At 67.9% G+C, this 26,049-nt stretch carries 22 protein-coding genes; 9 read left to right on the top strand and 13 right to left on the bottom strand.

Features of this window, described 5'->3' with window-relative positions:
• Positions 1-135 precede the first annotated feature (135 nt).
• From FCU40_RS02645 to FCU40_RS02660, 4 genes are read right to left on the bottom strand one after another with little or no spacing between them, the layout of a single operon-like run.
• Positions 136-804 carry a response regulator transcription factor gene (locus FCU40_RS02645; RefSeq protein ID WP_168072715.1) on the bottom strand — a complete coding sequence of 223 codons (669 nt, stop codon included), beginning with the start codon at positions 802-804 and terminating at the stop codon, positions 136-138.
• A gap of 3 nt (positions 805-807) precedes the next feature.
• On the bottom strand, positions 808-2,169 hold the full coding sequence (locus FCU40_RS02650) for a HAMP domain-containing sensor histidine kinase (RefSeq protein ID WP_168072717.1): 1,362 nt from the start codon (positions 2,167-2,169) through the stop codon (positions 808-810).
• Entirely contained in the window at positions 2,160-2,852 is a 693-nt protein-coding gene (locus FCU40_RS02655; RefSeq protein WP_004616790.1) for a response regulator transcription factor, read from the bottom strand. The genes FCU40_RS02650 and FCU40_RS02655 overlap by 10 nt, the downstream gene beginning before the upstream one ends.
• 5 nt (positions 2,853-2,857) lie before the next feature.
• Entirely contained in the window at positions 2,858-3,781 is a 924-nt protein-coding gene (locus FCU40_RS02660; RefSeq protein WP_168072719.1) for a LysR family transcriptional regulator, read from the bottom strand.
• Positions 3,782-3,877: 96 nt separating this feature from the next.
• Between FCU40_RS02660 and ilvD the strand changes: the two genes are divergently transcribed.
• On the top strand, positions 3,878-5,731 hold the full coding sequence (gene ilvD, locus FCU40_RS02665) for a dihydroxy-acid dehydratase (RefSeq protein ID WP_168072720.1): 1,854 nt from the start codon (positions 3,878-3,880) through the stop codon (positions 5,729-5,731).
• A 7-nt stretch (positions 5,732-5,738) separates the two neighbouring features.
• Here ilvD and FCU40_RS02670 read toward each other — a convergent pair whose 3' ends face one another.
• The gene (locus FCU40_RS02670; protein WP_168072777.1) at positions 5,739-6,044 is read right to left on the bottom strand and encodes a DUF1244 domain-containing protein; all 306 of its coding nucleotides are present in this window, start codon (positions 6,042-6,044) and stop codon (positions 5,739-5,741) included.
• A gap of 101 nt (positions 6,045-6,145) precedes the next feature.
• Between FCU40_RS02670 and pip the strand changes: the two genes are divergently transcribed.
• Together pip and FCU40_RS02680 are read left to right on the top strand one after the other, a co-directional pair.
• Positions 6,146-7,234 (top strand): prolyl aminopeptidase, encoded by a 1,089-nt coding sequence (gene pip / locus FCU40_RS02675; RefSeq protein WP_168072722.1) that lies wholly within the window; start codon positions 6,146-6,148, stop codon positions 7,232-7,234.
• Between the two features lie 56 nt (positions 7,235-7,290).
• Complete coding sequence (locus FCU40_RS02680; protein ID WP_168072724.1) at positions 7,291-7,476, top strand: DUF3008 family protein; 186 nt, start codon at positions 7,291-7,293, stop codon at positions 7,474-7,476.
• Positions 7,477-7,488: 12 nt separating this feature from the next.
• Here FCU40_RS02680 and FCU40_RS02685 read toward each other — a convergent pair whose 3' ends face one another.
• Entirely contained in the window at positions 7,489-8,667 is a 1,179-nt protein-coding gene (locus FCU40_RS02685) for a histidine-type phosphatase (RefSeq protein WP_168072726.1), read from the bottom strand.
• Positions 8,668-8,762: 95 nt separating this feature from the next.
• Complete coding sequence (locus FCU40_RS02690) at positions 8,763-11,540, bottom strand: TonB-dependent receptor (RefSeq protein ID WP_241693534.1); 2,778 nt, start codon at positions 11,538-11,540, stop codon at positions 8,763-8,765.
• A 220-nt stretch (positions 11,541-11,760) separates the two neighbouring features.
• Between FCU40_RS02690 and FCU40_RS02695 the strand changes: the two genes are divergently transcribed.
• A complete protein-coding gene (locus FCU40_RS02695) occupies positions 11,761-12,528 on the top strand; it encodes a DeoR/GlpR family DNA-binding transcription regulator (protein WP_168072729.1) in 768 nt (255 codons plus the stop codon).
• Positions 12,529-12,648: 120 nt separating this feature from the next.
• On the opposite strand, the gene FCU40_RS02700 is transcribed toward FCU40_RS02695, so the two are convergent.
• Complete coding sequence (locus FCU40_RS02700) at positions 12,649-13,542, bottom strand: LysR family transcriptional regulator (protein ID WP_168072730.1); 894 nt, start codon at positions 13,540-13,542, stop codon at positions 12,649-12,651.
• A gap of 100 nt (positions 13,543-13,642) precedes the next feature.
• Here FCU40_RS02700 and FCU40_RS02705 point away from each other — a divergent pair, with 100 nt between their 5' ends.
• A complete protein-coding gene (locus FCU40_RS02705) occupies positions 13,643-15,139 on the top strand; it encodes a CoA-acylating methylmalonate-semialdehyde dehydrogenase (protein WP_168072731.1) in 1,497 nt (498 codons plus the stop codon).
• Between the two features lie 23 nt (positions 15,140-15,162).
• The gene (gene mmsB, locus FCU40_RS02710; RefSeq protein WP_168072732.1) at positions 15,163-16,068 is read left to right on the top strand and encodes a 3-hydroxyisobutyrate dehydrogenase; all 906 of its coding nucleotides are present in this window, start codon (positions 15,163-15,165) and stop codon (positions 16,066-16,068) included.
• Between the two features lie 23 nt (positions 16,069-16,091).
• On the opposite strand, the gene FCU40_RS02715 is transcribed toward mmsB, so the two are convergent.
• From FCU40_RS02715 to FCU40_RS02735, 5 genes are all read right to left on the bottom strand, one after another.
• On the bottom strand, positions 16,092-16,496 hold the full coding sequence (locus FCU40_RS02715) for a sigma factor-like helix-turn-helix DNA-binding protein (protein ID WP_206677291.1): 405 nt from the start codon (positions 16,494-16,496) through the stop codon (positions 16,092-16,094).
• A 106-nt stretch (positions 16,497-16,602) separates the two neighbouring features.
• The gene (locus FCU40_RS02720; RefSeq protein WP_168072779.1) at positions 16,603-17,166 is read right to left on the bottom strand and encodes a cytochrome b/b6 domain-containing protein; all 564 of its coding nucleotides are present in this window, start codon (positions 17,164-17,166) and stop codon (positions 16,603-16,605) included.
• A gap of 22 nt (positions 17,167-17,188) precedes the next feature.
• A complete protein-coding gene (locus FCU40_RS02725; protein WP_168072734.1) occupies positions 17,189-18,568 on the bottom strand; it encodes an efflux transporter outer membrane subunit in 1,380 nt (459 codons plus the stop codon).
• 3 nt (positions 18,569-18,571) lie between these two features.
• The gene (locus tag FCU40_RS02730) at positions 18,572-21,691 is read right to left on the bottom strand and encodes a multidrug efflux RND transporter permease subunit (RefSeq protein WP_168072735.1); all 3,120 of its coding nucleotides are present in this window, start codon (positions 21,689-21,691) and stop codon (positions 18,572-18,574) included.
• A gap of 4 nt (positions 21,692-21,695) precedes the next feature.
• Positions 21,696-22,817, bottom strand: a complete 1,122-nt coding sequence (locus tag FCU40_RS02735; protein WP_168072737.1) for an efflux RND transporter periplasmic adaptor subunit — start codon at positions 22,815-22,817, stop codon at positions 21,696-21,698.
• A gap of 169 nt (positions 22,818-22,986) precedes the next feature.
• Between FCU40_RS02735 and FCU40_RS02740 the strand changes: the two genes are divergently transcribed.
• The 3 genes from FCU40_RS02740 to FCU40_RS02750 are packed head-to-tail and all read left to right on the top strand — an operon-like array spanning position 22,987 to position 25,800.
• On the top strand, positions 22,987-23,676 hold the full coding sequence (locus FCU40_RS02740; RefSeq protein WP_168072739.1) for a response regulator: 690 nt from the start codon (positions 22,987-22,989) through the stop codon (positions 23,674-23,676).
• On the top strand, positions 23,673-24,734 hold the full coding sequence (locus FCU40_RS02745; RefSeq protein ID WP_168072741.1) for a HAMP domain-containing sensor histidine kinase: 1,062 nt from the start codon (positions 23,673-23,675) through the stop codon (positions 24,732-24,734). Before FCU40_RS02740 ends, FCU40_RS02745 begins: the two co-directional genes overlap by 4 nt.
• A 58-nt stretch (positions 24,735-24,792) precedes the next feature.
• On the top strand, positions 24,793-25,800 hold the full coding sequence (locus FCU40_RS02750; protein ID WP_241693535.1) for a metal-dependent hydrolase: 1,008 nt from the start codon (positions 24,793-24,795) through the stop codon (positions 25,798-25,800).
• Positions 25,801-26,049: the final 249 nt, after the last annotated feature.

Here is a 26,049-nt window from a genome sequence, read left to right on the forward strand (position 1 = left end):
CCGCGCGACGACGCGGGGGGGGAATGGGGCGTCGTCGGCGCGGGCGACGCTTCTGGTGGGGGAAGAGGCGTCTGGCTTGGCTGATGCGCCGCTTCGCCTAAACCGGACGCGTCGGCTGGATGAAAATTCTTTTAGTCAGATTTCGAGGCGATAGCCGTGGCCGCGCACCGTGGACAGCAGGGGCGCGCCCAGGCTTTGGGAGAGCTTGCGACGAAGACGGGCGATGGCGCTACGGACTTGGTCTGGGTGCGGATCATCCTGCTCGCCCCAGACGTCGCGGAGCAGGCGTTCGGCCTCGATAATCTCGCCGGCGCGGGCGGCCATGTAGTCGAGCAGGCGATACTCGCCGCTGGTCAGGACAAGGCTCCGACCCGCCAGCCGCGCGGCGCGCAGGGCGGGGTCCAGCGCGAGTCGAGGGCGAGCGCCGCTCGCGGACGTCTCCGCGGTGGACGGGTGCGGCGTCAGGCGGACCAGCGCGGCGAGGCGGGCCTCGAACTCTCTGAAGTGAACGGGCCGGACAAAGCAGGCGTCGGCGCCCTCGCGCAGGGCGCGGGCGCGCTCGGCCGATCGCGCCTCGTCCAGCACAAGGGCAAGGGCGGCGGGCGCGGCGGCGCTCGCCAGCCGGCCTAGCGGCGCGTGGGCCAGATCCTGGGCTTCCAGCACCACGGCGTCGAACACGGCTTCGGCGCATAGCAGAAGGGCCTCGGCCTCGTCGGACGCCGTCTCGACCACATGGCCGGCTTCGACCAGCGCGCGGGCCAGGTAGTCGTCGCGCCGACGCGGGCTCAGGTGCAGCACCCGCACGCCTCAGGCCTCCAAACGGCGTGGCCAGCAGTCCAGGGACACCACCAGGCCCGGCTTGGCGTCGCTCAGGGTGAGGGTGAACTGGTGAAGGCGCGCGACCGCCGCGACGATGCTAAGGCCTAGGCCCGAACCTGGCGTATCCAGCGTGCGTCGTCCGCGATGAAAGCGGTTCAGCACCGCGTCGCGCTCCTGCGGATCAACGCCCGGACCGTCGTCGGCGACCTCCAGTCGCGGCCCCTGCGCCAGGGTGATCAGCCGCACGCGCACAGTCCCGCCGGGCGGCGTGAATTTCAGGGCGTTGTCGATCAGATTGCCGACGGCCTCGAACAGCAGGTCGGCGTCGGCTTCGACCATGGGTGCGTCGGGATCCAGCGCGATCGAGAAGGCGACGCCTCGATCCTCGGCCAGGGGTTCGTAGAGCTCGCCGGCATGGGCCAGCACTTCTTGCAGCCGCACCGGCTTGACGCCCGCCCGGCGGTCGCAGCGCTCGATTTCGCCGATGCGCAGCAAGGCGCGGAACCGCGACAGCAGGGCGTCGGTTTCGGCCAGGGCCTGTTCGATCATCGCGGCGTCGGTGGGCGCCAGCGAGGTTTCCTGGCTGACCCGGTAGAGCAGGGCGCGCAGGCGGTTCAGCGGCGTGCGCAGGTCGTGGGCGATGTTGTCGCCGACGCTCTTGACCTCCCACAGCAGCCGCTCGCTCTCGTCCATCATCGCGTTGGCCAGGTTGGCCAGCATGTCGATCTCGTCGCGCCGGGGCGAGACCGGCAGCCGCACGCCCACGGCGCCGCTCAGCGCGGCCTGGCTCGCGACGCGCAGGCTCTCGATCCGCCGCAGCGGCTGGGCGCTGAGCGCGGCGGCGGCGATCAGGCCCAGCCCCAGGATCAGCGCGCCGCTGACCAGTAGGGCCTCGACGATGATCTCGCGCAGGCCGCTCAGCACCTTGGCGTCATGGCCGACGAAGAGTTGCTCGCCCCAGGGCAGGCGCAGCACGACCGCTCGCGCGCCGGGCAGGAAGGCGGGGCCCTTCAGCACGCGCGGCTTGCCGTCCGGAATCATGCCGGCGGGCAAGGCGCGGACGTTGCCGGCGATCCAGACGCCGTCGGCCGAGAACAGGGCATAGTAGGCGATGGCCCGCTCGTCGGCCTTGACCGCCGCCTGCACACGGTCGGGCAGACCATCGGGGCCGGGCTTGGCCAGGGCGTGGGCCTCGCTCAGCACGATGGCGTCGATCTGCCGGGTCATGTAGCCGGCCGTGCGGGCGTAGATCAGGCCCAGAAGCGCCATGACCGCCACGGCGAACACCAGCCCGTGCAGCACGGTCAGTTGAAAGGGCGTCGTGCGCCAGAACCGGCTGTTCAGCGCCATGGCTGTTCGGGAGGGTTCAGCGCGTAGCCAGAGCCGCGGATCGTGTGGATCAAGGTTGGTTGGCCGGGCCGATCGACCTTGCGCCGCAGCCGGCCCATGTGCACGTCGATCAGGTTTGTTCCTGGATCGAAGTGATAGCCCCAGATGGCCTCGAAGATCATGGTCCGGGTCAGGACCTGGCCGCTGTTACGGGCCATGAACTCCAGCAGCTTGAACTCGGTCGGCATCAGCTTGATGTCGACGCCGGCCCTGCGGGCGACGCGGCCTAGCAGGTCGATCTCCAGATCCCCGACCGTCAGCTGGGTCAACGGCGGCGCCGTGGCGCGACGACGCAGCAGCACCTCCAGCCGCGCGGCCAGCTCCTCCGAGGCGAAGGGCTTGGTCAGATAGTCGTCGCCGCCGGCCCGCAGGCCCCGGACCCGCTCGTCGACGTCGCTTAGCGCGCTGACCATCAGCACGGGCGTGTCGACGCCGGTGCTCCGCATCACGGTGACGATGGCCAGGCCGTCGAGGCGCGGCAGCATTCGATCCAGGGTGATGGCGTCGAAGTCGCCACTGACGGCGCGGATGAGGCCATCGCGTCCATCGGCCACCCACTCGACCTCGAAGCCGTGCTGTTCGAGCTCGGTGACGATCTCGCGTCCGGTGGTCGGATCATCCTCGATGGCCAGGATCTTGGGCATTCGCCCTAGATAGATCCATCGGCGAGGCTTGGCGACTCCGCGTCCAGCAGGCGCAGGAAGTTGGCCAGGGTTGGCGGCGTGTCGCCGCGTCGCCAGGCCAGGCCCGTCTCCAGGCGCGGCGCCGCGCCGGCCAGGGGCGCGTAGCGCACGCCGGCCCGCGCCAGATTGCGCAGCGAGGCGGGCACCAGCGCCATCCCCAAGCCGCTGGAGACCAGGCTGATGATGGTCTGCATCTGGATCGCCTCCTGGACGATCCGCGCCGTTCCGCCCAGGGCGGCGTAGTAGCCGGTCACCAGGTCATGGAAGGCCGGCGCCACCTGCTTTGGGAACAGGATCAGCGGCGACGCCAGCACCTCGGCGCGCGTGATCCCGGCGTCGCTGGCGATCCGGCCCTCGTCGATCCAGGCGTTGGGCACGGCGGCGATCAACGCCTCGCTCAGCAGGCGGCGATAGATCAGGCTGGGCGGAAGGGCTCGGTCGGCGGGCGGGATGATGATGCCGGCGTGGCGCTCGCCCGCGACCAGGGCGGGCAGCTGCACGTCGCTGGTGGCCTCGACCAGCTGGATCTCGACCTCGGGATAGGCTTGGGAATAGCGGCGGACCAGAGAGGGCAGGACGCTGTAGTCGGCGGTGCTGACGAACGACAGCGACAGCCGTCCGGTCTGGCCGTCGCGCAGCCGCCGCGCGGTATGGGGCAGGTCATCGATGGCGGCCAGGGCCTCCAGCACGTGTGGCAGCCACTGCTCGCCCAGAGCGGTGAGGCGGACATGGCGCTTGGTGCGGACGAACAGCGGCGCGCCCAGCTCGCGCTCCAGCGCCATGATCGACTGGCTGAGCGGGGGTTGCGTCATGCCCAGCCGCTCGGCCGCCCGGCCGAAGTGCAAGGTCTCGGCCACGGCGGCGAAGTGGCGGAACTGCCTTATGTCCATTTAATATGTATAGCGACCTAATGAGGTCTAAGTAATATATTTTGATCTCGGTCTGAGCCGGCTTAAAAGACCGAAACGTCAAAAACGGAATTTCCCATGCCTCCCTATCGCTCGCGCACCTCCACCCATGGCCGCAACATGGCCGGCGCGCGCGGGCTCTGGCGCGCCACGGGCATGAAGGACGAGGATTTCGGCAAGCCGATCATCGCCGTGGCTAACAGCTTCACCCAGTTCGTGCCCGGCCACGTGCACCTGAAGGACCTGGGCCAACTGGTCGCCCGCGAGATCGAAGCGGCCGGCGGCGTGGCCAAGGAGTTCAACACCATCGCCGTCGACGACGGCATCGCCATGGGCCACGGCGGGATGCTGTATTCGCTGCCCAGCCGTGAGCTGATCGCCGACAGCGTCGAGTACATGGTCAACGCCCACTGCGCCGACGCTCTGGTCTGCATCTCGAACTGCGACAAGATCACGCCTGGGATGCTGATGGCGGCGATGCGGCTCAACATCCCGGTGGTGTTCGTCTCCGGCGGACCGATGGAGGCCGGAAAAGTGCAGGTCAAGGGCGCGATCCGCGCGCTGGACCTGGTCGACGCCATGGTCGTGGCCGCGGACGACAAGTATTCCGACGAGGAAGTGGCCGCGATCGAGAAGGCCGCTTGTCCGACCTGCGGTTCCTGCTCGGGCATGTTCACCGCCAATTCGATGAACTGCCTGACCGAAGCCCTGGGCCTGTCGCTGCCCGGCAACGGCTCGGTCCTGGCCACCCACGCCGACCGCGAGGCCCTGTTCAAGGAAGCCGGCCGACTGGTCGTCGACCTCTGTCAGCGCTGGTACGAGCAGGAGGACGTCACGGCCCTGCCGCGCGGGATCGCCACGCGGGCGGCGTTCGAGAACGCCATGAGCCTGGACATCGCCATGGGCGGCTCGACCAACACCGTGCTGCACCTGCTGGCCGCCGCCAGCGAGGGCGGGGTCGACTTCGGCATGGCCGACATCGACCGGCTATCGCGCCGGGTGCCCTGCCTCTGCAAGGTGGCGCCGGCCAAGAGCGACGTGCACATGGAGGACGTCCACCGCGCTGGCGGCGTCATGTCGATCCTGGGCGAACTGGAGCGCGGCGGCCTGATCGACATCGGCCAGCCGACCGTCCACGCCGCGACCCTGGGGGAGGCCCTGGCTCGCTGGGATATCGGGCGCGCCAATAACGCCACGGCCCAGACGTTCTTCCGCGCCGCGCCGGGCGGCAAGCCGACCCAGGTCGCCTTCAGCCAGGCCGCCCGCTGGGAAGAGCTGGACCTGGATCGCGAGAAGGGCGTCATCCGCTCGGTCGCGCACCCGTTCTCCAAGGACGGCGGCCTGGCCGTGCTGTTCGGCAACCTGGCCCCCGAGGGCTGCATCGTGAAGACCGCCGGGGTCGACGAGTCGATCCTGACGTTCCGGGGAACGGCCCGCGTCTTCGAGAGCCAGGAGACCGCCGTCAGCGGCATCCTGGGCGGTCAGGTCAAGGCCGGCGAGGTCGTGGTGATCCGCTATGAGGGACCCAAGGGCGGGCCGGGGATGCAGGAGATGCTGTACCCGACGACCTATCTGAAATCGAAGGGCCTGGGCGCGGCCTGCGCCCTGATCACCGACGGTCGCTTCTCGGGCGGCACCTCGGGCCTGTCGATCGGTCACGTCTCGCCGGAGGCGGGCGAGGGCGGGTTGATCGCCCTGGTCGAGACCGGCGACTCCATCCTGATCGACATCCCCAACCGGGGGATCACCCTGGAGGTCGCCGAGGACGTCCTGGCCGAACGCCGCGCCGCTCAGCTGGCCCGAGGCAAGGACGCCTGGAAGCCGAAGGATCGCAAGCGCGAGGTTTCGCCCGCCCTGCGCGCCTACGCCGCCATGACCACCAACGCCGCCCGCGGGGCGGTGCGCGACGTCAGCCAGGTCGAGCGCGGCTGACGTCGCTTCAGGCCTCGCCGCGAAGCTTGGCGTTCAAGGCGAGGCTGGCTTCCATGCGGGCCAGTTGCTCGGGCGTGGCGGGCGACTGGTGACGCGCCTTCCATTCCGCCGCGGGCATCCCGTGAACCGCCTCGCGCGCGGCCTCGCGGCTGATCGCCCCCTGCGAGGCCTCGCTGACCCAGTCGCCCAGGCAGTTGCGGCAAAAGCCGGCCAGGCCCATCAGGTCGATGTTCTGAGCGTCGGCGCGCATCCGCAGGTGCTCGACCAGGCGGCGGAAGGCGGCCGCGGCGATAGCGTCGTCGATCTCGGTCATGTCGTTCACGCGTTCACTCCCTCGGATTGGGTCCGATTTTCCTCTAGAGACTCAGGCGGCGCGGCGCGAGGCCGCTTTGTTCGACAGATAGGGTCTTGGTCATGGATTTCTCGCGGCTTCGGAAAACCAGCAAGGTCACGACCGAGTGGGCCTATCCGCAGCGGGCGCCGCTGAAGACCGGCTGGCTGCGCGTCGACACCGCGCCAGACCACGAACTCTACTGGGAGGAATATGGCAAGGCCGACGGCGAGCCGTTGATGTTCCTGCACGGCGGACCCGGCGGAGCTTGCGCGCCGGTGATGTCTCGCTTCTTCGATCCCGAGCGCTATCGGGTGATCCTGTTCGACCAGCGCGGCTGCGGCAAGAGCCGGCCGACCGTCGCGGCCAATGGTCCCGAGGTCGCCCTGGCCCACAACACCACCGACTATCTGGTCGACGACATCAACGCGCTGCGCGAGGCGCTGGGGATCACGGGCAAGATGCACGTCTTCGGCGGGAGCTGGGGCAGCACCCTGGCCTTGGTCTACGCCCTGCGCAATCCGGAGAAGGTCGCTTCGCTGATCCTTCGCGGCATCTTCCTGGGAAGCCAGGAAGACCTACTCTACATGTACCAGGGCAACGCCGCGACCTTCGCCGAAAAGCCCTACGCCCTGACCGAGCCCGGCGCCTACATCGCCTATCCCGACGAGTGGAAGGCCTTCGTCGAGGGGATCGAGCCGGCTCGGCGCGGCGACATGATGGGCGCCTACAAGGCCATCTTCGACAGTCGTCCGACCAATGACGCCGAACGCGAGCGTCAGCTGCGCGCGGCCTTGGCCTGGTCGGTCTGGGAAGGCGCGATCTCGAACATGATCCCCGCCGACGAGGATCCGGGCAAGTTCGGCGAGGCCGAGTTCGCCCTGTGCTTCGCGCAGATCGAGGCGCATTTCTTCGCCAACAACCTGTTCCTGAAGCCGAACGAGATCACCGACAACGTCGCGCGTCTGAAAGGCGTGCCGGTGCATATCGTCCATGGCCGCTTCGATCAGGTGTGTCCGCTGACCCAGGCTTCGCGGCTGGTCCAGGCGCTGGAAGCGGCGGGTCAGCCGCCGACGACCTATGTCCGGACCGACGCGGGCCACAGCGCCATGGAGGGCCAGACGGTGCTGGCCCTGACGGCGATCATGGACGGCCTTCCGCCGCTCAACTGAGCCACGTCTGGCGTTGCCGCGCGTTTAAGTCTTCTCACTTGTCAGGAGGCTTCGCCATGCCCGCCAAATCCGCCGCTCAACAGAAGGCCGCCGGCGCGGCCTTGTCCGCCAAGCGCGGGGACACGCCCAAGTGCAAACTTAAGGGCGCGTCCAAATCGATGATGTCGATGACCGAGAAGGAGCTTGAGGAGTTCGCCCACACCAAGCGCAAGGGCAAGCCGGAGCACGTCTCGGACCGTTGATGCGGAGGAGGCTTACTCGCGCACCTCGGCGACCCGGCGCCGGAACGCGTCGAGCCAGACGGCGACCAGCGAACGCGTGACGCGGCGGTCCAGTCGCCTGATCGTTTCGAGGGGCTGGGTCTGGTAATAGACGCGGACAGAACGCTTGCCGCTCTTGTCCACGAGCGCCACGAAGACGAGCGCCCCGCCAGGCGGGACATCGCCTCGGGCATAGTCGGGCGCGTCCAGGGGGACGCCCAACGCCGCCGCCAGGGCCGTGACGTTGGTATCATGTCCCATGAACACGTCCACGCCGCCGGCTTCCGGAGCGTCGAGCGCCGCCAGCACGCGGCGTCCCAGCGGTCCGGCCTGACGCGCGTTCATATAAGGCGGCCGCGTGAAGACATCGAACAGCGCCGCGTGCAGCGCCCCGACACGCTTGAGGGCGGCCGGCTCGACCGCGCGCCAGTTCGATCGATCCGGCGAAAGGCCCTCGACATATTGCAGCAACAGCACTTGCGCCGTGCCGGAGGCGTCGCGGACGGGGCCGGTCAGGTCGATTCCGCGCCCATCGGTCGAGGGCTGGAGCTTCGAAGGGCGAACGGGCGAGCATCCCTTGGGCGCGCGGCAGTCCAGCACGCGATCCAGTTCGTCCAGTTGCGGCTTCAGGCGCGCGGCGAGCTGATCCACGCCGCCGGTATAGGCTTGGATCGAGGCGATGGCGGCGGCGGGATCGAACGGCGCGACCCCCGCTCCCAGCGGTTCGAACAGCGGATCCGTCTGGTTGGGGCCCAGATGGCCGATGGGTGTGTCGCAGCCGGGCGCGAGACCCTCGGCGAAGGCCTTGCCGCTGGCGATCGTGCGTTCGGCGGTGTTGGTCCAGACCCGAAGTTGGCCAGGGGCGGGACAGCCGCGCGCCGGCAGAACGCCCGAGCGGGCCAGCCATCGGCGGTCGACATCTCCCAGGATTTCGAGCGCTTTCTCCCCGTGCGGCGTCAAATGTTCCGGGGGAACCGGCCAGGTCGGCCAGGGCGCGCCGGTCAAGGTGTCTTCCGGCGCTTCACCGACGATCGGCGCGCGCACGCCGTGGCGCATGACCACGACGACCCGCTCGACGCGAAGCGGCGCCGCCTCGGAAGCGCCCGTCCAGATGAGCGCCGCGCAAGCCAGCAGGGCCGTGGCGACCGCGCGGGCGTTTAGGGTCTGTCGCATAATGGATGTCCTTCGTCTGGTCTGGCCGCGAACGCAACGATGCGCCCCCGGAGCCGGGAGCGCATCATCACGACCGATACGGGATCGCCGTGTCGTTAGAAGGTCTTCTTCAGCGTCAGCAGCGTGGTGCGGCCCGAGTCGACGACGTCGGACACCGCCAGGCTATGTTGGCCCACGTGCGCCCAGTAGCTGTAGTCCTTCAGCAGGTTGGCGACCGAGAGATCCAGCTTGAAGCCGTTGTCGAAGGCGTAGCCCGCGTGCAGGTCGACGCTGTGATGCGGCCGGACCCACAGATTGTCCCACTTTCCGGGCTGGTTGAGGGCGTCGTAGCCCGCCACATAGGCGCCGGTGTAGTGATAGATCACGTCAAAGCTGAAGCCGCCCTTCTGGTAGAAGAGCTGAGCGCTGCCCAGCCAGTCGGGCGCGTTCTGGATCCGGTTGTGGACGCCGTTCTGGATCCGGCTCTGGACGCTGTCGCCCAGGTCGACCAGGGTCCATTGGCGCGTCAGGTTCATGCCCGCGCCGAGACCGCTGAGCAGGCCCGGCAGATCCGAGAACTTCTGCCGCAGCTGCATTTCCAGGCCATAGACGTCGCCGCTGCCGCCATTGTTCGGCTGGCTGATCGAGGTCTTGCCCTCGGCGTAGCTGTCGGTGTTCACCGAGCTTGAGCCATTGTCGTAGATGTAGTCCGAGAGGCGCTTGTAGAAGCCGCCGAACATGGCGTAGCCGCCCTTGGAATTGCTCCACTCGCCCGAGAGATCCACGTTGAGGGCCTTGATCGGCTTCAGGTTCGGATTGCCGCGGGAGATCGAGACGTTGCCGTCGTCGCTGACCGAGCGGCGCTCGCCGCCGGCCAACTGGATGAAGGCTGGACGCGTATAGGAGCTCCAGATCGACCCGCGATAGACCGCCGCGCCGTCGGGGCGCCAGGTGACGAACACGCTAGGCAGGACTTCGTTGTACTTGGTGTGGCTTGTGGCCCAATTGCCGGGCTGTTCGCCGGCGCTCGTGGTGGGGATCGACCAGTAGAGATTGTCGATCTGGGCGTGTTCGTAGCGCAGGCCGGGCGAGATCTCGACGTCACCGAACTGATAGTCGGCCACGGCGTAGACCGAGGTGACGGCCTCGTCGCCCTTCTGGGTGTTGCAGTTGTAGTTGTTGATGTCCAGCGAGCCGCAGGTGTCGAACGAGGCGGCGGTCTTGTACTTGTAGAAGTACTCGAACAGCTTGCTCTGATTGACCTTCGGAACGCGCCAGTTGTACTGGCCCGGGAAAACTTGGTCGTAATAGCTGGTCGAGAGACCCAGGCTCTGCCAGGTCAGGCCGCCCTGGCCGATGGCGTTGGCGAAATGGTCGTTGGTCCAGTCGCGGTTAGTCACGCGACGGTGGCTGTCGATATACTTGCCGCCCAGCTTGATCCACTGCAGGGCCTGGCCTTCGAACACGCGCTTGGCGTCGAACTTGAAGCCGTATTTCTGCTGGCCGCTGAATTGCTCGGTCAACTGGCCGGAGCGGCGCGCCAGCAGGGCGGTGTTGGCGTTGTTGAGGTCGTCGTAGATCGTGCTGGTGAACAGCGGGTAGGGCAGGTTGTCGGCATAGCCGATCGACAGGCCGCCCAGCGGACGGGTCGGACCCTTGTTGTACTTGTCGCTCTGGTTGACGCGCTCGGAGGCCTCGATGTGGTTCGGGCGGTCGTTGTTGCCTTCGCTGAAGAAGATCTGCGGCGACAGCGTCCAGGCGCCGAGGGTCTTGTCGAAGCCGGCTTGCAGGGTGGCGAGATCGGCCTCTTCCGGATTGGTCTCGTACCAGACGCGGGTCGAGATCGCGTCGACGCTCAGGGCGTAACGACCGCTGCCGGGGACGGCTTCCTTGTAGCTCTTGCTGGTGCTGACGAACTGGCTCAGCGTCGAGTTCTGCTGGGTCTTGGCGTAGGCGTAGGAGCCGCGCAGATAGGCGTCCAGCGTATCGTTCGGGCGCCAGTTCAGGGTGAAGTTGCCGCCCCAGCGCTCGGTATAGCCATTCGAGACCCCGACATTGAGGCCCGTCTGGGTCATGTTCTTTTCGGGGTCCAGGCCAGGGTAGTTGGCGCCGTTGGCGTCCTTGATCAGGAAGCCCCAGCCGCCGTCGTTCTGCGCCGACATGACGCCGGCGACCTCGCTGTTGGCGTAGTTGCGCTTGTCATAGAAGGCGCTGGCGTAGACGCCGAAGCTCTGGTTCGGACCGAACTTCTTGGCCAGCTCGGCCGACAGACCGCCGCCGAGGCCCTGGTCGCCATAGTCGCGAGCGCGGCTCTCGATGCGGCCCGAGGCGGTGATGGAGCCGGTGAAGTCCCCGCGATAGTCGAAGGCCGAGGGGGTGCGGAAATCGACCGTGCCGCCGATGGCGTCGCCGTCCATGTCGGCGGTCGAGGTCTTGTTCAGCACGATGGTGTGCAGGCCGGACGGCGGCAGCAGGCTCAGCTGGACCTGGCGGCTGTAGGGCATCCCCTGGGCCACGGTCACGCCGTTGATCATGTTGACGTTGAACTCGGCGTTCAGGCCGCGGATCGACACGAACATGCCCTCGCCGCGCGAGGCGCCGTCGACGCCGCCGAAGAACGACGAACCGGTGTTCATCACGTTGACGCTGGGCATCATGCCCAGGGCTTCGGCGACGTTGTGCACGGCGGTGTGCTCAAGGTCTTCCGCCGACAGCACCGAGATCGCGGTCGCGGCGCGCATCTGTGTCTTGGTCGCGTCGTTGCGGTTGGCGACGATCACCAGGGAGTCGATGGTCTCGGAAGGCTCGGCCGTGGCCGCCACCGCCGCCGTCTCGGCATGGGCGGCGCTCGCGCTGATCAGGCCGAACACGCTCGCCAGGAGGGCCGCCTTCATCGATCCGCTGGCGCGCCCGCGCGCGCTTTCGCCATTCAACCTGATCATCATAACCCCCAGAACTCGTCAGCCCTTCGCGACGGCGGGGGTCTTAGTCAGGGTCTGAGACAAGGTTGTGACATTGATGTGCATTTTGGGCTAAATCTGCGAAGGTATCCTTGAGTTTCTCACACAAAAGGCTCAAGATTCGCGCATCTCGTTGATGGATATGGAGGAATAGATGGTCCGGCGTGAGGATCGGCAGCGAGAGATCCTGCGCAAGCTCAAGCTGCGGCCCGGCGAGAACCACGCCATCGGTCGGCTGGCTCAGGATCTCGAGGTCTCCGAGGAGACCATCCGCCGCGAACTACGGGTTCTGGAGGCGCGGGGAGCGGTCGTCTGGACGCACGGCGCGGTTCAGCTGGCCGCCGCGTCCAGCGAAGGGCCGCTGGACCGGAGAATGCAGGAGAACGTCGCCGAGAAGACGCGCATCGCCGCCGCCGCCGCCGAGTTCGTGCGCGACGGCGACATCGTCTTCATCGACGCGGGAACCACCGCCTGTTTCGTCGCCAGGGTTCTCGCGGGCGCCCGTCGCGATCTGAAGGTCATCACCAATTCCCTGGTGGTGGCCGAGACCCTTGGGGGCCGAAACGGAAACGCCCTGTTCCTGGCCGGCGGCGAGATGGACTACGACTACAGGGCGTTTTCGGACCAAGTGGCTCAGGCCTATGTCGCCCAGTTCACGCCGCACCTGGCCATTCTGACGGTCGGAGGCGTGCATCCCGACCATGGTCTGACCGACCGGCACGCGCGCGAGGCCGCGATGAGCCGAATTGTCTACGAGCGCGCCGACCGGGTCCTTCTCGCCGCCGACCACACCAAGTTCGGCCGTCTGGGCCTGATCTGCACCGCGTCTCCCGAGGAGGTCGACATCCTGGTGACCGACGCGCCGCTGGACGAAGCCTTCGCCCAGGCTTTCCGCCGGGCGACCGTCGTCATCGCGCCTTAGAGCCTGTCCGCTTCAAAAGGTGTCATCTCAAGCGAATAAACAGACCATAGATTCAGTTATTTAGAGCGCGTTCGAGCGATTTGGCCGCTCACGCTTAAACCTGACGCGCTCTAGGAAAAGCTATCTCGCCGCCTGATCGGCTGGCGCGCGCAGCCGCGCGGTCTCGCGCGCGCACAGCGTCTTGAGCCACTGGCGGACCAAGCGCACGCGCTTGGCGCCGCTGACCTCGTGGTGGGCGCTGAGCCAGAAGCGACGACGCAATCGCACCTCGTCCGGCAACACGCGCCTCAGCCCATCGGCCAGGAAGCACGGAAGCACCCCGACGCCGCCGCCCGCGGCGATGATCTCGCGCTGGGCCCGGATCGACGAGCTGGCCAGGTGGGGCTTCAGCCCCGGAGCGATCTCGTCGAGATAGCGCAGTTCCTGGGCATAGAGCAGGTCGTCGACATAGCCGACGATCCGATGGCCATGCAGCTCCTCGACCGTCCGAGGCGCGCCGTGCGCCGCCAGATAGTCGTCGGCGGCGTAGAGCGCCAAGTCGTAGTCGGTCAGCGGCTCGACATCCAGCCGCGCGGCGTTGGGCGCGCTGAGCGTCACGGCCAGGTCGACCTCGCGACGGCTGGGCGAGAGAAAGCCTGAATTGGCCGCGAGCTCCACCCGGATCGTCGGCGCTTCCGCGGCCAGGTCCACCAAGGCCGGGGCCAGGATCACGGACCCGAAGCCCTCGGCGGCGCTGATCCGGACCGTGCCGACCGGTTGGTCCTGGCCGACTTCGGCCGCGGCGCCCATCGCCGTCTCGGCCTGCGTCACCGCTCGCAGGAACGACTGGCCGGCTGACGTCAGCTCCAGTCCCGTGGCGGACCGAGCCAGCAAGGTGGACTTCAGGGCGGATTCGAGCCGCGATACGCGTCGCCCAACCGTCGCGGGATCGATCCCCAGGCGCAGCGCCGCACGGTTCAGTGAGCCGGTGCGGGCGGCCTCGAGGAAGACGCGCGCGTCATCCCAGTCGAACATGGTGTTGCGTCCATACGGATCTTGCTCTGCATTTTTGCATTAGCAGGCGGCGAACGTCCGGTGCTAGGCCTTGGTTCAACGAAAGATCAGGGAGACGGCGATGCGGACCATCAGCCATTTCATCGCGGGCGCGGCCGTCGAGGGCGCTTCCGGTCGGTTCGGCGATGTTTTCAATCCCAACACCGGCGAGGTCCAGGCCCGCGTTCCGTTCGCGACCGACGTCGAGCTGGACGTCGCCGTCCAGGCGGCCGCCAAGGCGCAGGTCGAGTGGGCGGCGACCAACCCGCAGCGCCGCGCCCGGGTAATGTTCGAGTTCAAGCGCCTGATCGAGCGCGACATGAACGTCCTGGCCGAGATCCTGTCGTCCGAGCACGGCAAGGTCATCGCCGACAGCAAGGGCGACATCCAGCGCGGTCTCGAGGTCATCGAGTTCGCCTGCGGCATCCCTCACATCCTGAAGGGCGAATACACCGAGGGCGCCGGCCCCGGCATCGATGTCTATTCGATGCGTCAGCCCCTGGGCGTTGTCGCGGGGATCACCCCGTTCAACTTCCCGGCCATGATCCCCATGTGGATGTTCGGCATCGCCATCGCGGTCGGCAACAGCTTCATCCTCAAGCCGTCGGAGAAGGATCCGACCGTGCCGGTCAAGCTGGCCGAGCTGATGATGGAGGCGGGCGCTCCGGCGGGCGTGCTCAACGTCGTCCACGGCGACAAGACCGCCGTCGACGCCATCCTTACCCATCCGCTGATCCGCGCGGTCAGCTTCGTCGGCAGCTCCGACATCGCGCATTATGTCTACCAGACCGGTACGGCGAACGGAAAACGCGTCCAGGCCATGGGCGGGGCCAAGAACCACGGAATCGTGCTGCCCGACGCGGACATGGACCAGGTGGTCAAGGACCTGTCGGGCGCGGCCTTCGGCTCGGCCGGCGAGCGCTGCATGGCGCTGCCGGTGGTCGTGCCGGTCGGTCAGAAGACTGCCGACGACCTGCGCGAACGCGTGGTCGCCGAGATCGCGAGTCTTAAAGTGGGGATTTCCACCGATCCGGACGCGCATTATGGGCCGGTCGTCTCCAGCCAGCATCGCGCCAAGATCGCCGACTACATCCGTATCGGCCAGGAAGAGGGCGCCGACCTGGTGGTCGATGGCCGGGACTTCAGCCTGCAGGGCTACGAGAAGGGCTTCTTCATCGGCCCGTCGCTGTTCGACGGCGTCAAGAAGGACATGAAGACCTACCAGGAGGAGATCTTCGGCCCGGTCCTCCAGATCGTGCGCGCCGAGAGCTTCGAGGAGGCCTTGGCCCTGCCGTCCGCGCACCAGTACGGCAATGGCGCGGCGATCTTCACCCGTAACGGCCGCGCCGCCCGCGAGTTCGCCGCCCGCGTCAATGTCGGCATGGTCGGGATCAATGTGCCGATCCCGGTGCCGGTGGCCTATCACACCTTCGGCGGCTGGAAGCGCTCGGCGTTCGGCGACACCAACCAGCACGGCGTCGAGGGCGTGAAGTTCTACACCAAGGTCAAGACCGTGACGGCGCGCTGGCCCGAAGGCGAGGTCGGCGACTCCAGCTTCGTCATCCCGACCATGAAGTGATCCATCCCCAAGGACTGAACGCCATGCAGACGATCGCCTTCATCGGTCTGGGCAACATGGGGGGCGGCATGGCCGCCCGCCAAGCCGCGGCGGGGCGCCAGGTTCGCGCCTTCGACCTGAGCGAAGCGGCGCTGGCCCGCGCGGTCGCGGCCGGTTGCCTGGCCGCCGACAGCGTCGCGGCCGCCGTCGCCGACGCGGACGTGGTGATCACCATGCTGCCGGCGGGACCCCAGGTCGAACAGGTCTATCGCGAGCAGGTGTTCGGGGCCGCGCGCGCCGGCGCGCTGCTGCTCGACTGTTCGACCATCGACGTCGACACCGCCAGGCGGGTCGCGCGCGCGGCCAGCGAGGCGGGTTTCGTCTTCGCCGACGCGCCCGTCTCGGGCGGCACGGCGGCCGCCGAGGCCGGAACCCTGGCCTTCATGGTCGGCTGCGAGGAAGGCCATCTGCCAGCCGTCGAAACCGCGCTGGCGCCGATGAGCCGCGTCACGATCCGCGCCGGCGACTGGGGCGCGGGGCAAGCCGCCAAGATCTGCAACAACATGCTGCTGGGCGTCAGCATGATCGGCACGTGCGAGGCCATCGCGCTCGCCGAGAAGCTGGGCCTGGATCCCGAGCGGTTCTTCGAGATCGCCTCGAAGTCCTCGGGCCAGTGCTGGAGCGTGACCAGCTATTATCCCTGGCCGGGACCCGTGCCGGCCGCGCCGTCCAACCGCGACTATCAGGGCGGCTTCGCCACGGCGATGATGCTCAAGGACCTGAAGCTGGCCCAGGAGGCGGCGGCCCGCGCCGGCGCCAGCACGCCCATGGGGGCTCAGGCGGAGGCGCTCTACGCGTTGTTCGCCGGTCTTGGTCACGGCGGCCGCGACTTTTCGGCCATGCTGGCCTTGCTGCGAGGTCAACTCGCTACTCTGGAAGCGAGCGCCTAAGGGCAGCCTCGCGGACGGCGCGTTCAGGTGTCCTCGCCGTCTTGCCGTTGACGCGCTCGAAGAAGGCGCGTGATCGCTTCGCCGATGAGTATTTCCACCGCGCGCCGCGACAGGCCGAGCCGGTCGGCGATTTCGGTTTGGGTCAAACCCTCGAACCGATGCAGCCGGAATACTTGTCGCGTCATCGGGGGCAGGGTGTCGAGGGTTCGAACCCAGGACGGGTCTCGGGCCGCCGCGCGCGGGCGATCGCGCAGAAGGCTCGACGCCAGGTGGTACAGCCGGACCGACGGATCCTCGATCGCCTCGCCATCCGCTTGCCGGGCCTTGTCGAGAAGCCGCCGCATCAGGGTTTCGACGTCTTCCCGCCCGCCGGTTCGAGCGCGAAAGAAGCGCCGCATCTCCTCCCGCCGCGCCAAATAGGCGAGCATCAGCGGTGATCGTGGCGTGTTCATCGGCGCTGGCTGTTCGGGTCGGAAGACCGGACGCGCGATGTTGTTCGCGGCCCGCGGAAGCGGGGTGTGGAGGGACGCGGCGTCACAGCATACGGCCCAGCACGTCGCTGTCTCCGCGGCGATCAAGGAGACGGTGCTTCAACGCCCCGATCACGTGCAGCGCGATCAGGCCCAGCAGCGTGTAGGCCAGGACCCGATGCAGCCATTGGAAAACGGCGAAGCCGGGACCGCTCTTGGGGAGGAGCTCGGGCAGCTTCATGAAAAGGAACGGCACGCCGTCGCTGTCGACATAGGTGCTGGACATCGCATAGCCCATCAACGGCACGAGCACGGCCAGCACCAGCAGGGCGCGGTGCGTGACGTTGGATAGGACGGCTTCCCAGCGCGCGAGCCCGACCGGGGCGGCCGGACGGGAAGCGCGCGCGCGAACGATCATCGCGACGATGGCGATGATGAAGACGGTGACGCCCAGCTGTTTATGCACCGGGTAGAGCATGAACTTCATGGGCGCCGCGTCGGGAAGGGCGGTCATGAACCAGCCGAGGGCGATCAGGCCCAAGAGCATCGTCGCGCGCAGCCAGTGCAGACCCCGCATGGCGAAGGGATAGCGCTGGGGCGTCGCGTCGCGGTTTGGAACGAATGTCATGGCGTTCACGGGTCTTTCTCCGTCAAACCGTCGGGTCTAGCCCGCCGCCGAGCGCGGCATAGAGCGTGACCATGGCGGCGAGTTGGTCGTGTCTGAGCGACAGCAGCGCTTGCCGGGCGGCGTAGTGGGCGCGCTGCGCGTCAAGCAGTTCCAGCCGCCCGTCCAGCCCGGCGCGATAGCGAAGGTCGGATAGGCGCAGGCGTCGCCGCGCGGCATCGACCACGCCCTCCTGGACATGTACTTGGCCGGCGAAGGTGGCCTGGGCGGCGAGGCCGTCGGCCACCTCCCGAAACGCGGACTGGATCTGGCGCTCATAGGCGGCGACGGCGATCGACTTGCGCGCCTCGCTCAAGGTCACGGCGCCGCGCAACTGCCCGCTTCTGAAGATCGGCTGGGTGATCTGCGGCGTGAACGACCATGCCCGGCTACCATGATCGAAGAGGGCGCCGAGATCCGAACTGGCCGCGCCGAACGTCCCGGTCAGGGATATCCTGGGCAGCAAGGCCGCGCGGGCGGCGCCGACATCGGCGTTGGCGGCGCGCAGCATATGCTCGGCCTGGGCGATGTCGGGACGCAGGGTCAATAGATCGGCGGGAAGACCAGGCCGCAGCCGTGTCGGGAGCGGCTGGTCGGCCAGGGGCATCGCGGCGGGCAGCGAGGCGGGCGTCGGCGCGCCGACGACCAGCTCCAGGGCGTTGCGAGCCCGGGCGACGGCGCGGCGCCCGGCTTCCTGGTCGGCCTCTGCCTGGCGGACCAGCCCTTCGGCCTGGGCGACGTCAAGGCCGCCGGCCTGGGAGGCGGCCTTGAGCCGCCGCGCGATGTCGAGCGAGGTCCGCCAGTCCGCCAGGGTCGCCTCGGTCAGCGCCAACTGCTCCTCGGCGAGCCGTTCGTCGAGATAGGCGGTCGCGACGGCGGAGATCAGCGCGATGCGCGCGGCGCGCGCGCCGGTCTCGCTGGCCAGGTAACGCTGATAGGCGGCGTTGGACTGGGCCCTAAGGCGCCCGAACAGGTCCAGCTCGAAGGCCGTCAGCCCCAGATTGGCCGCGTAGGTATCCGAGCGGCCCTGGGTCGGCGAGCGCTCCTGGGCGCGCGACAGGTTGGCGTCGAGGCTGGGACCCAAGGCGGCGCTGGCCAGGCGGCGCTCGGCGCGCGCGGCCTCGACGTTCAGCAGGGCGGCGCGAAGGTCCCGATTCTGGTTCAGGGCGCGGTCGATCAGGGCCCGCAGCCGGGGATCGCCATAGACTTGCCGCCAGTCCAGCGACCTGGCCTCGGGAATGTCCGCCGCCACGCCGCCCTCGACGACGGGGTAGGTCGCGGCCACCGGCGCGGCCGGAAGGTCGAGGCGAGGGGTGACGGAACAGCCGCCGAGCAGCACGGCGCCGCAGATCATCAGATGGCGCATCGATCAGGCCTCCGCCGCCGGAGCGGCCTTTCGGGGCGTGGACAAGCGTTCGGCCGCGCCGATGACCACGACGAAGAAGACGGGAACCAGGACGACGGTCAGCAGGGTGCCGGTGATCATCCCCCCGAAGACGCCGGTGCCGATGGCGTGCTGGGTCTCGGCGCTGGCGCCCGAGGCGATGACCAGGGGAACGACGCCCAGGGCGAAGGCCAGGCTGGTCATCAGGATCGGGCGCAGGCGAAGCTTGGCGGCATGGATGGCCGCTTCGGTCAGGCCCAAGCCCTTGGCGCGGTTGGCCTTGGCGAACTCGACGATCAGGATGGCGTTCTTGGCCGACAGACCGATGATGGTGATCAGCCCGACCTTGAAGAAGACATCGTTGGGCAAGCCCCTGAGCATCACCGCCGCCAAGGCGCCGATCAGGCCCAGCGGAATGGCCAACATGACCGACAGCGGGATCGACCAGCTCTCGTAAAGCGCGGCCAGCACCAGGAACACGACCAGCATCGACAGGGCGAGCAGGGCCAGGGCTTGCGCGCCCGCCAGCTTTTCCTGCAGCGACTGTCCGGTCCAGGCGATGGCGTAGCCTCGGGGAAGCTGGGCGGCCAAGCGCTCCATCTCCGCCATGGCTTGCCCGCTGGAGGCGCCCGGCGCGGGCCACCCCGTTAGACGAACCGACGGATAGCCGTTGAAACGCGTCATCTGCGCGGGGGCCTTGGTCCAGACCGGGCTCACCACCTCGGACAGCGCGACCATCCCGCCGGTGTCGTTGCGGACGTAGAGCTTGAGCACATCGCCGAGCTGCATCCGGAAAGGCGCGTCGGCCTGAACGATCACCTGCTGCAAGCGCCCAGCGTTGGCGAAGTCGTTGACGTAGCTGGAGCCCAGGGCGGTGGACAGGGTGTCGGCGATCGCCGCGAAGGACACGCCCAACGCCTGAGCCTTTTGACGGTCGATATCCAACCGCACGGTCGAGCCGGGTGGCAGGCCCTCGGGATAGACGCCGGTCACCAGCTTGCTGTCGGCGGCCAGGGCCAACAGGCGGGCCTGGGCTTGCGCCAGCGCTTCGGGACCGCGATTGGCGTGGTCTTGCAGAGCGAGCGTGAACCCGGACGAGTTGCCCAGCTCGTCGATCGAGGGCGGCATCAGCGACATGATCTCGCCCTCGCGCTGGGCCTTCATGGCCTCGGTCGCGGCCTGGACCTCGCCGGCGCTTGTCGCGCCGTCGCGCGTCTTCCAGTCCTTGAGCATCGAGAAGATCATCGCCGTGTTCGGGCCCTGGCCGGCGAAGCTGAAGCCGGTGACGGCCTGGGTCGTTTCGATCGCGGGGCGCGTGCGGGCGTAGTGCTCGAAGCGCGAGACCGCTTCGCGCGTGCGCTGCGCCGTGGCGTCGGCCGGCAACTGGAAGGACGTGATGAAATAGCCCTGATCCTCCTCGGGGAGGAAGGCGGACGGCAGGACCAAGAATGCGCCCGCCGTGACGGCGACGACCACGCCGAACGCGGCCATCGCGCGGCCGCCGCGCCGCAGAACCTTCGCCAACAAACGCTCGTAGCCGTCGGTCAGGCGCTCGAAGTGTCGGTCGAACCAGCCGAAGAAGCCCGTCTTCGGCGCGTGGCGGTCGACGGGCTTGAGCAAGGTCGCGCAGAGGGCGGGCGTCAGCGACAGCGCCAGGAAGGCCGAGAACAGGATAGAGACCGCCATCGACAGGGTGAACTGCCGATAGATCGCGCCGACCGAACCATCAGCCAGGGCCATGGGAATGAAGACGGCCGCCAGCACGGCGGTGATGCCGATGATGGCGCCGGTCATCTCCGACATGGCCTTGCGGGTCGCTTCCTTGGGCGACAGGCCCTCCGCGGCCATGATCCGCTCGACCGCCTCGACCACGACGATGGCGTCGTCGACGATGATGCCGATCGCCAGCACCATGCCGAACATGGTCAGCACATTGATCGAAAAGCCCGCCGCCAGCATCACCGTGAACGCGCCCAGCAGGGCGATCGGCGCGACGATGGCGGGGATCAGGGTGTAACGGATCTTTCCCAGGAACAGGAACATCACCAGGAACACCAGGGCCATCGCCTCGGCCAGGGTCTGGACGACCTTCTCGATCGAGACACGGACGAACGGCGCGGTGTTGAAAGGAATGGCCAGCTTCATGCCCGGGGGCGTGGACTTTTGCAGTTCGTCGAGGCGGGCCTGGATCGCGGCGGCGGTCCGCACCGCGTTGCCGCCGGGCGAAAGCTGAACGCCCAGGGCCGTGGCCGGCTGGCCGTTCTCGCGCGTGGCGAAGTTGAAGTTCGCCGAGTTCAGTTCGATGCGGGCGACGTCGCCCAGGGTGACGCGCGACCCGGAGGTGTTGGCGCGCAGCACGATGGCGGCGAATTGCTCGACGGTCTGGAGCTGGCCGTTGGCGGTCAGGGGCACGGTCACCCGCTGATCCTTGACCGTCGGCTCGCCACCCAGCACGCCGGGCGCCAGTTGCTGGTTCTGCGCCGCGATCGCCGCCGTGACGTCGCTCAGCGCGAGATTGAAGCCGGTCAGCTTGTTCGGATCGATCCAGATCCGCATGGCGCGCTCGGAGCCGAACATCTGCACCCGACCGACGCCAGGAACGCGCTTCAGCTCGTCGGCGATGTTGCGGACCATGTAGTCGCTGAGGGCGACCTCGTCGTCCCGCCCGTCAACGCTCCGTAGGCTGACCATCATCAGGAAGTTGGACGCGGCGCTCTCGACGCTGACGCCGGTCTGGCGAACGGTCTGGGGCAGGCGAGGCTCGACGGTCTTCAGCCGGTTCTGAACGTCGACCTGGGCCAGCTCGGGATTCGTGCCCGGTTTGAAGGTGGCCGTGATCGTGGCCGAGCCGGACGTGTCGGTCGAGGACTCGAAATAGAGCAGATTCTTGACGCTGGAGAGCTCGCGCTCGATCAGGCTCACGACGGAGTCGTTCATGGCCTGGGGCGTCGCGCCGGGATAGCTGGCGTATATGCTGACGGTCGGCGGCGCGACGACGGGATAGCGCGCCACGGGCAGGCGGGGGATCGCCATCAGGCCGGCCAGGACGATCGCGATGGCGATGACCCAGGCGAAGATCGGCCGTTCGATGAAGAACTTCGGCATCGGCCTAGCGCCCCGCCATCTGGAACGGAACGGCCTTGACCAGGACGCCGGCGGAGACGCGGTCTTGCCCCTCCACGATCACCCGGTCGCCGGCCTTCAGGCCGCGCGTCACCACATAGTGGCCACCCACGACATCGCCGACCTCGACGGCGCGGGTCTCGACCCGGCCCTTGGCGTTCACCAGGCTGACGATCGGCTTGCCGCCGCTGTCGCGCAGCACGGCCTGCTGGGGCGCCAGCACCGCGTTCTGGATCGGCGCGCGCGGCAATCGGGCGCGGACGAACATCCCGGGAAGCAGCGCCCGATCGGGATTGTCGATCTGGACGCGCGCCACCGCGTCGCCGGTCGCCGGATCCACCGTGACGCCCGAAAACAGGATCCTGCCCTTGCGCGGATAGGGCGCGCCTGAAGGGGTCAGGATCTCCACTTCGAGACCCGCGCCGCCGCCCGTCATGGCGCGGAGGGCCTCAAGGCGCGCGGAGGGTTGGCGCACGTCGATATAGACTTGGTCGATCTGCTGGACGGTGGCCATCGGACCGCCTCCGCCGGCGGCGACGAGCGCGCCTTCGGTGACCTGCGCCTCGCCGATCCGGCCGGAGATTGGGGCGGTGACGGTCGCGAAACTCAGCTCGACGCCGCGACGTCGCAGCGTCGCGCGGGCCGCGTCCAGATCCGCCTCCGCCTGGATCTTGGCCGACACCGCGTCGTCATAGCTCTGGCGACTGATGGCGTCGGCCTCCACCAGCGGCCCCAGGCGCGAGACTTGGGCCTTAGCGCGATCAGCGACCGCGATGGCGCGAGAAAGCGCGGCCTGGGCGCCGGCGGCCTCGGCTTGGTAAGGCGCGGGATCGATCTGGAACAGCGGCTGGCCGGCGCGGACTTCGCCGCCCTGCGTGAAGAGCCGCCGTCGCACGACGCCGGACACCTGAGGACGGATCTCCGCGGTCCGGAACGCCACCACGCGGGCGGGCAGGTCGTCGACCGGCGTCACGGTCGCCAGCTCGGCCGCAGCCACGGCGACCTCGGGCGGCGGCGCGCTCGCGCCGACCTCGCGCCGACCGCAGGCGGCCAAGGTCGAGGCGCTCAGGATCAAGGTCGCGGCGAGGCGAAGACGATGGCGGTGCATGAAAGGGGCGGCTCCCGAGACGCGCCTTTCGAAGGCGCCGGCGGCCTATGCCCGAGGGGGGCTGCGCGTTCGTGGAGACTATGTTGCGACTTCGTGGAGGGCGCTGGCGGGGGGCGCGGAACGATGATTAGTGCCAGGACCATTCGGTCGCGGCCCCATTGGAGACCTCGTGAACGCCCTGGTTCTGATCGTCGAGGACGAGCCCGAGATCGCCGAGATCCTCGTGGGCTATCTGGAGCGCGAGGGGTTCAGGACCGTCACCGCGCGGGACGGCCAGACGGCGGTCGAGCTGCATCAGGCCCTTCGCCCCGACATCGTGTTGCTCGACGTGGGGCTGCCCAAGCTGGACGGCTGGGAGGTCCTGGCGCGGCTCCGCCTGCGCGGCGCGACACCGGTGATCATGCTGACCGCCCTGGACCAGGATCTGGACAAGCTGCAGGCGCTGCGGATCGGGGCCGATGACTATGTCGTCAAGCCCTTCAACCCGCTGGAGGTGGCCGCCCGCGCCAAGGCCGTGCTGCGTCGCGCATCCGGGCGAGACACAGCGTCGGTGGCGCGGGCGGGCCTTCTGGATGTCGATCCCGTCAATCACATCGCCACGGTGAACGCCCCGGACGGTCCGCGCCGTCTGGCCCTGACCCTGACGGAGTTTCGGTTGCTGCTGCACATGGCTCAGGCGCCGATGCGGCTCTATACGCGCGCCGAGTTGCTGGACGCCTGCCTGTCGGGCGGTGACGCGTTGGAGCGGACCGTCGACAGCCACTTGAGCAAGCTGCGCAAGAAGCTCGAAGCCGCCGGCGCGCCAGGGATGCTCGGCAACGTGCGAGGGCTGGGCTATCGCCTGATGGGGGACCAATGAAAGCGCAGAGCCTTTCCCAGCGGCTCAACTGGACCATCGTCGGCATGACCCTGGCGACCCTGGTCTTCAGCCTCACATTCGTGATGGCGGCTTACAGCCTGCTATTCCAGTTCGCGCCCAAGCTGCTGTCGGCCGAGGACGCGATCCTCCCCGGGCCGGTCGAGTGGGGCATCTACTCGGTTTGCATCGTGCTAGGCGGCATAGCCGCGAGCGTGGTCGCCACGCGCGTCGCCCGACGTATGGTCGAGCCGCTGGAGGCGCTGGCCGAGGCCGCGCGCGAAATCGCCGGCGGAGACTTGTCGGCCCGGGCGGTCCTGTCCGCTCCGGCGCCGACCGAGGCCAGCCAGATGATCGCCGACTTCAACGCCATGGCCGACCGCCTGGAGAAGGCGGTGGACGACATCGTCACCTGGAACAGCCTGATCGCTCACGAGCTGCGAACGCCCGTGACGATCCTGAAAGGCCGCCTTCAGGGGCTGGCCGAAGGCGTGTTCCAGCCAGAGCCCACGCTACTGCGGTCCCTGCACCACCAGGCCGACGCCCTCGCGCGGCTGGTCGAGGATCTGCGGGTGGTCAGCCTGCTCGACAGCGGCCGCCTGCAATTGCGGTCCGTCGAGATCGATCTGGCCGCCGAGATCGAAGGGCTCGCGCGTCTCGTCGAGCGGGATCTCGCCAAGGCCGGCTTTGGTCTGCGCATGACCCTCGCGAGCGGTCGGTGCGTCGCCGATCCCGTTCGCTTGCGCCAGGCGGTGCTCGCGCTTGTCGACAACGCCGTGAAGTACGCCGCGCCCTGTGTTCTGGAGATCGTCACGCGCGTGTCGGAAGCCGAGGTCGAGATCAGCGTCATCGACCGGGGCCCTGGAATGCCCGACAGCCTCGCGCGGCGCGCGTTCGAGCCCTTCCGGCGCGGCGAGGATGTCGACGTCAAGAGCGGCTCTGGTCTGGGCCTCGCCGTGGTGCGTGGCATCGCCGAGGCCCACGGAGGGCAGGTGAGCTATGCGTGGCGCGATGGTCTTTCCGTCTTCGCGATCACGATGCCCAGACGCCCCTCGACCTGAGCCCGCGATCGGCAAGTCGGAAAAGACCGACAAAGGTGACGCGTTCGTCATTTGATAGTTGAAACTATCGAAATATGTGGCATCGTTCCGGTGCGCGTTGGGTCGAGGGCGGGCGAACCGCTCCAACGCGTCCCAAGAACTTGAATCTAGAGCCCTTTTTCTGGTGTCGATGTTTCATTCCGGACCTAGATGGGCTCTAGGCGTCGCTGTGAAGGAGGAGTTCATGCGCGCTTTCGGAGGCCCCGCGGACCTGGAGATCAAGCCGCGTAACGTCGAATTTGGACGCGGCGTCAATTATGAGCGCTGGTGGTGTGGCGGTGATCCGGTCGTCACCGCCTTCTTCAACGCGCTGTCACTGACGTTCCCGCAAGGGGAGTCTTTCTTCGTCAACAGCGTGCGTCGATATCTTCCGGAACTGTCCGAGCCGCTGCGCGGTCAGGTCGAGGAGTTCGCGCAGCAGGAAGCCTACCATTCGCGCGAGCACATGGCCTTCAACCGCCAGGTCGCGGCGGGCGGCTATGAGACCAAGGAAATCGATGCGCTGATCCGCAAGGATATCCAGGTCAGCAAGGACGCGGGTCCGGAAGTCGAGTTGGCCGTGACCGCGGCCCTCGAACATTTCACGGGCATCTTCGCCCATGCCTGGCTCAGCGATCCGCGCCACTTCAAGGATTTTCCGGAAGACCTGCGCCGGCTCTGGCAATGGCACAGCATCGAGGAAATCGAGCACAAGGGCGTGGCTTTCGACACGTTCCTTTTCGCGACGCGCGATCTTTCGCCGTTCCAGCGCTGGCTGTTCCGAACGATGGTCATGGGCAAGGTGACGTTCGAATTCTGGAAGGAGCGCTTCCGCGACATTGGCCTGCTGCTGAAACAGGACGGCCTAGATAACGCGACGAGCTGGCGGCGTCTGATCGGCTATCTGGTCGCGCGGCCGGGTCTCTTCCGGCAGGTGTTGGGGCCCTATCTAGCGTGGTACGCGCCTGGCTTCCATCCGTGGCGGCATGACGACCGCGCGCTCGCCGCTCAGGCCGAGGCCAGTCTCTCCCTCGTCCCCGCGCGTTAGAAACGGTCAGGCTTCAAACTTGCGATCGGGATCGTTGTGGTAGTAAAAACTATTCAATGATCCCGGGTCGGTCGCGTCGCCGCTTCCACGAAGGCGCCGCGGTCGCTGGGACTGTCGAGACCGCGCGGGATGGAGGAAACGAATGCTGGCTTGCTATACGGATCGCTTGAGCGCTCGCCCAGGCGAGCGTGTCTCTCTCCACGCCAGCGGCGACGGTGGCTCTTGCCGGCTTTCGATCGCCAGGGTCGG

It is taken from the genome of Caulobacter sp. SSI4214, assembly GCF_012184455.1.
GTDB lineage: Bacteria > Pseudomonadota > Alphaproteobacteria > Caulobacterales > Caulobacteraceae > Caulobacter > Caulobacter vibrioides_E.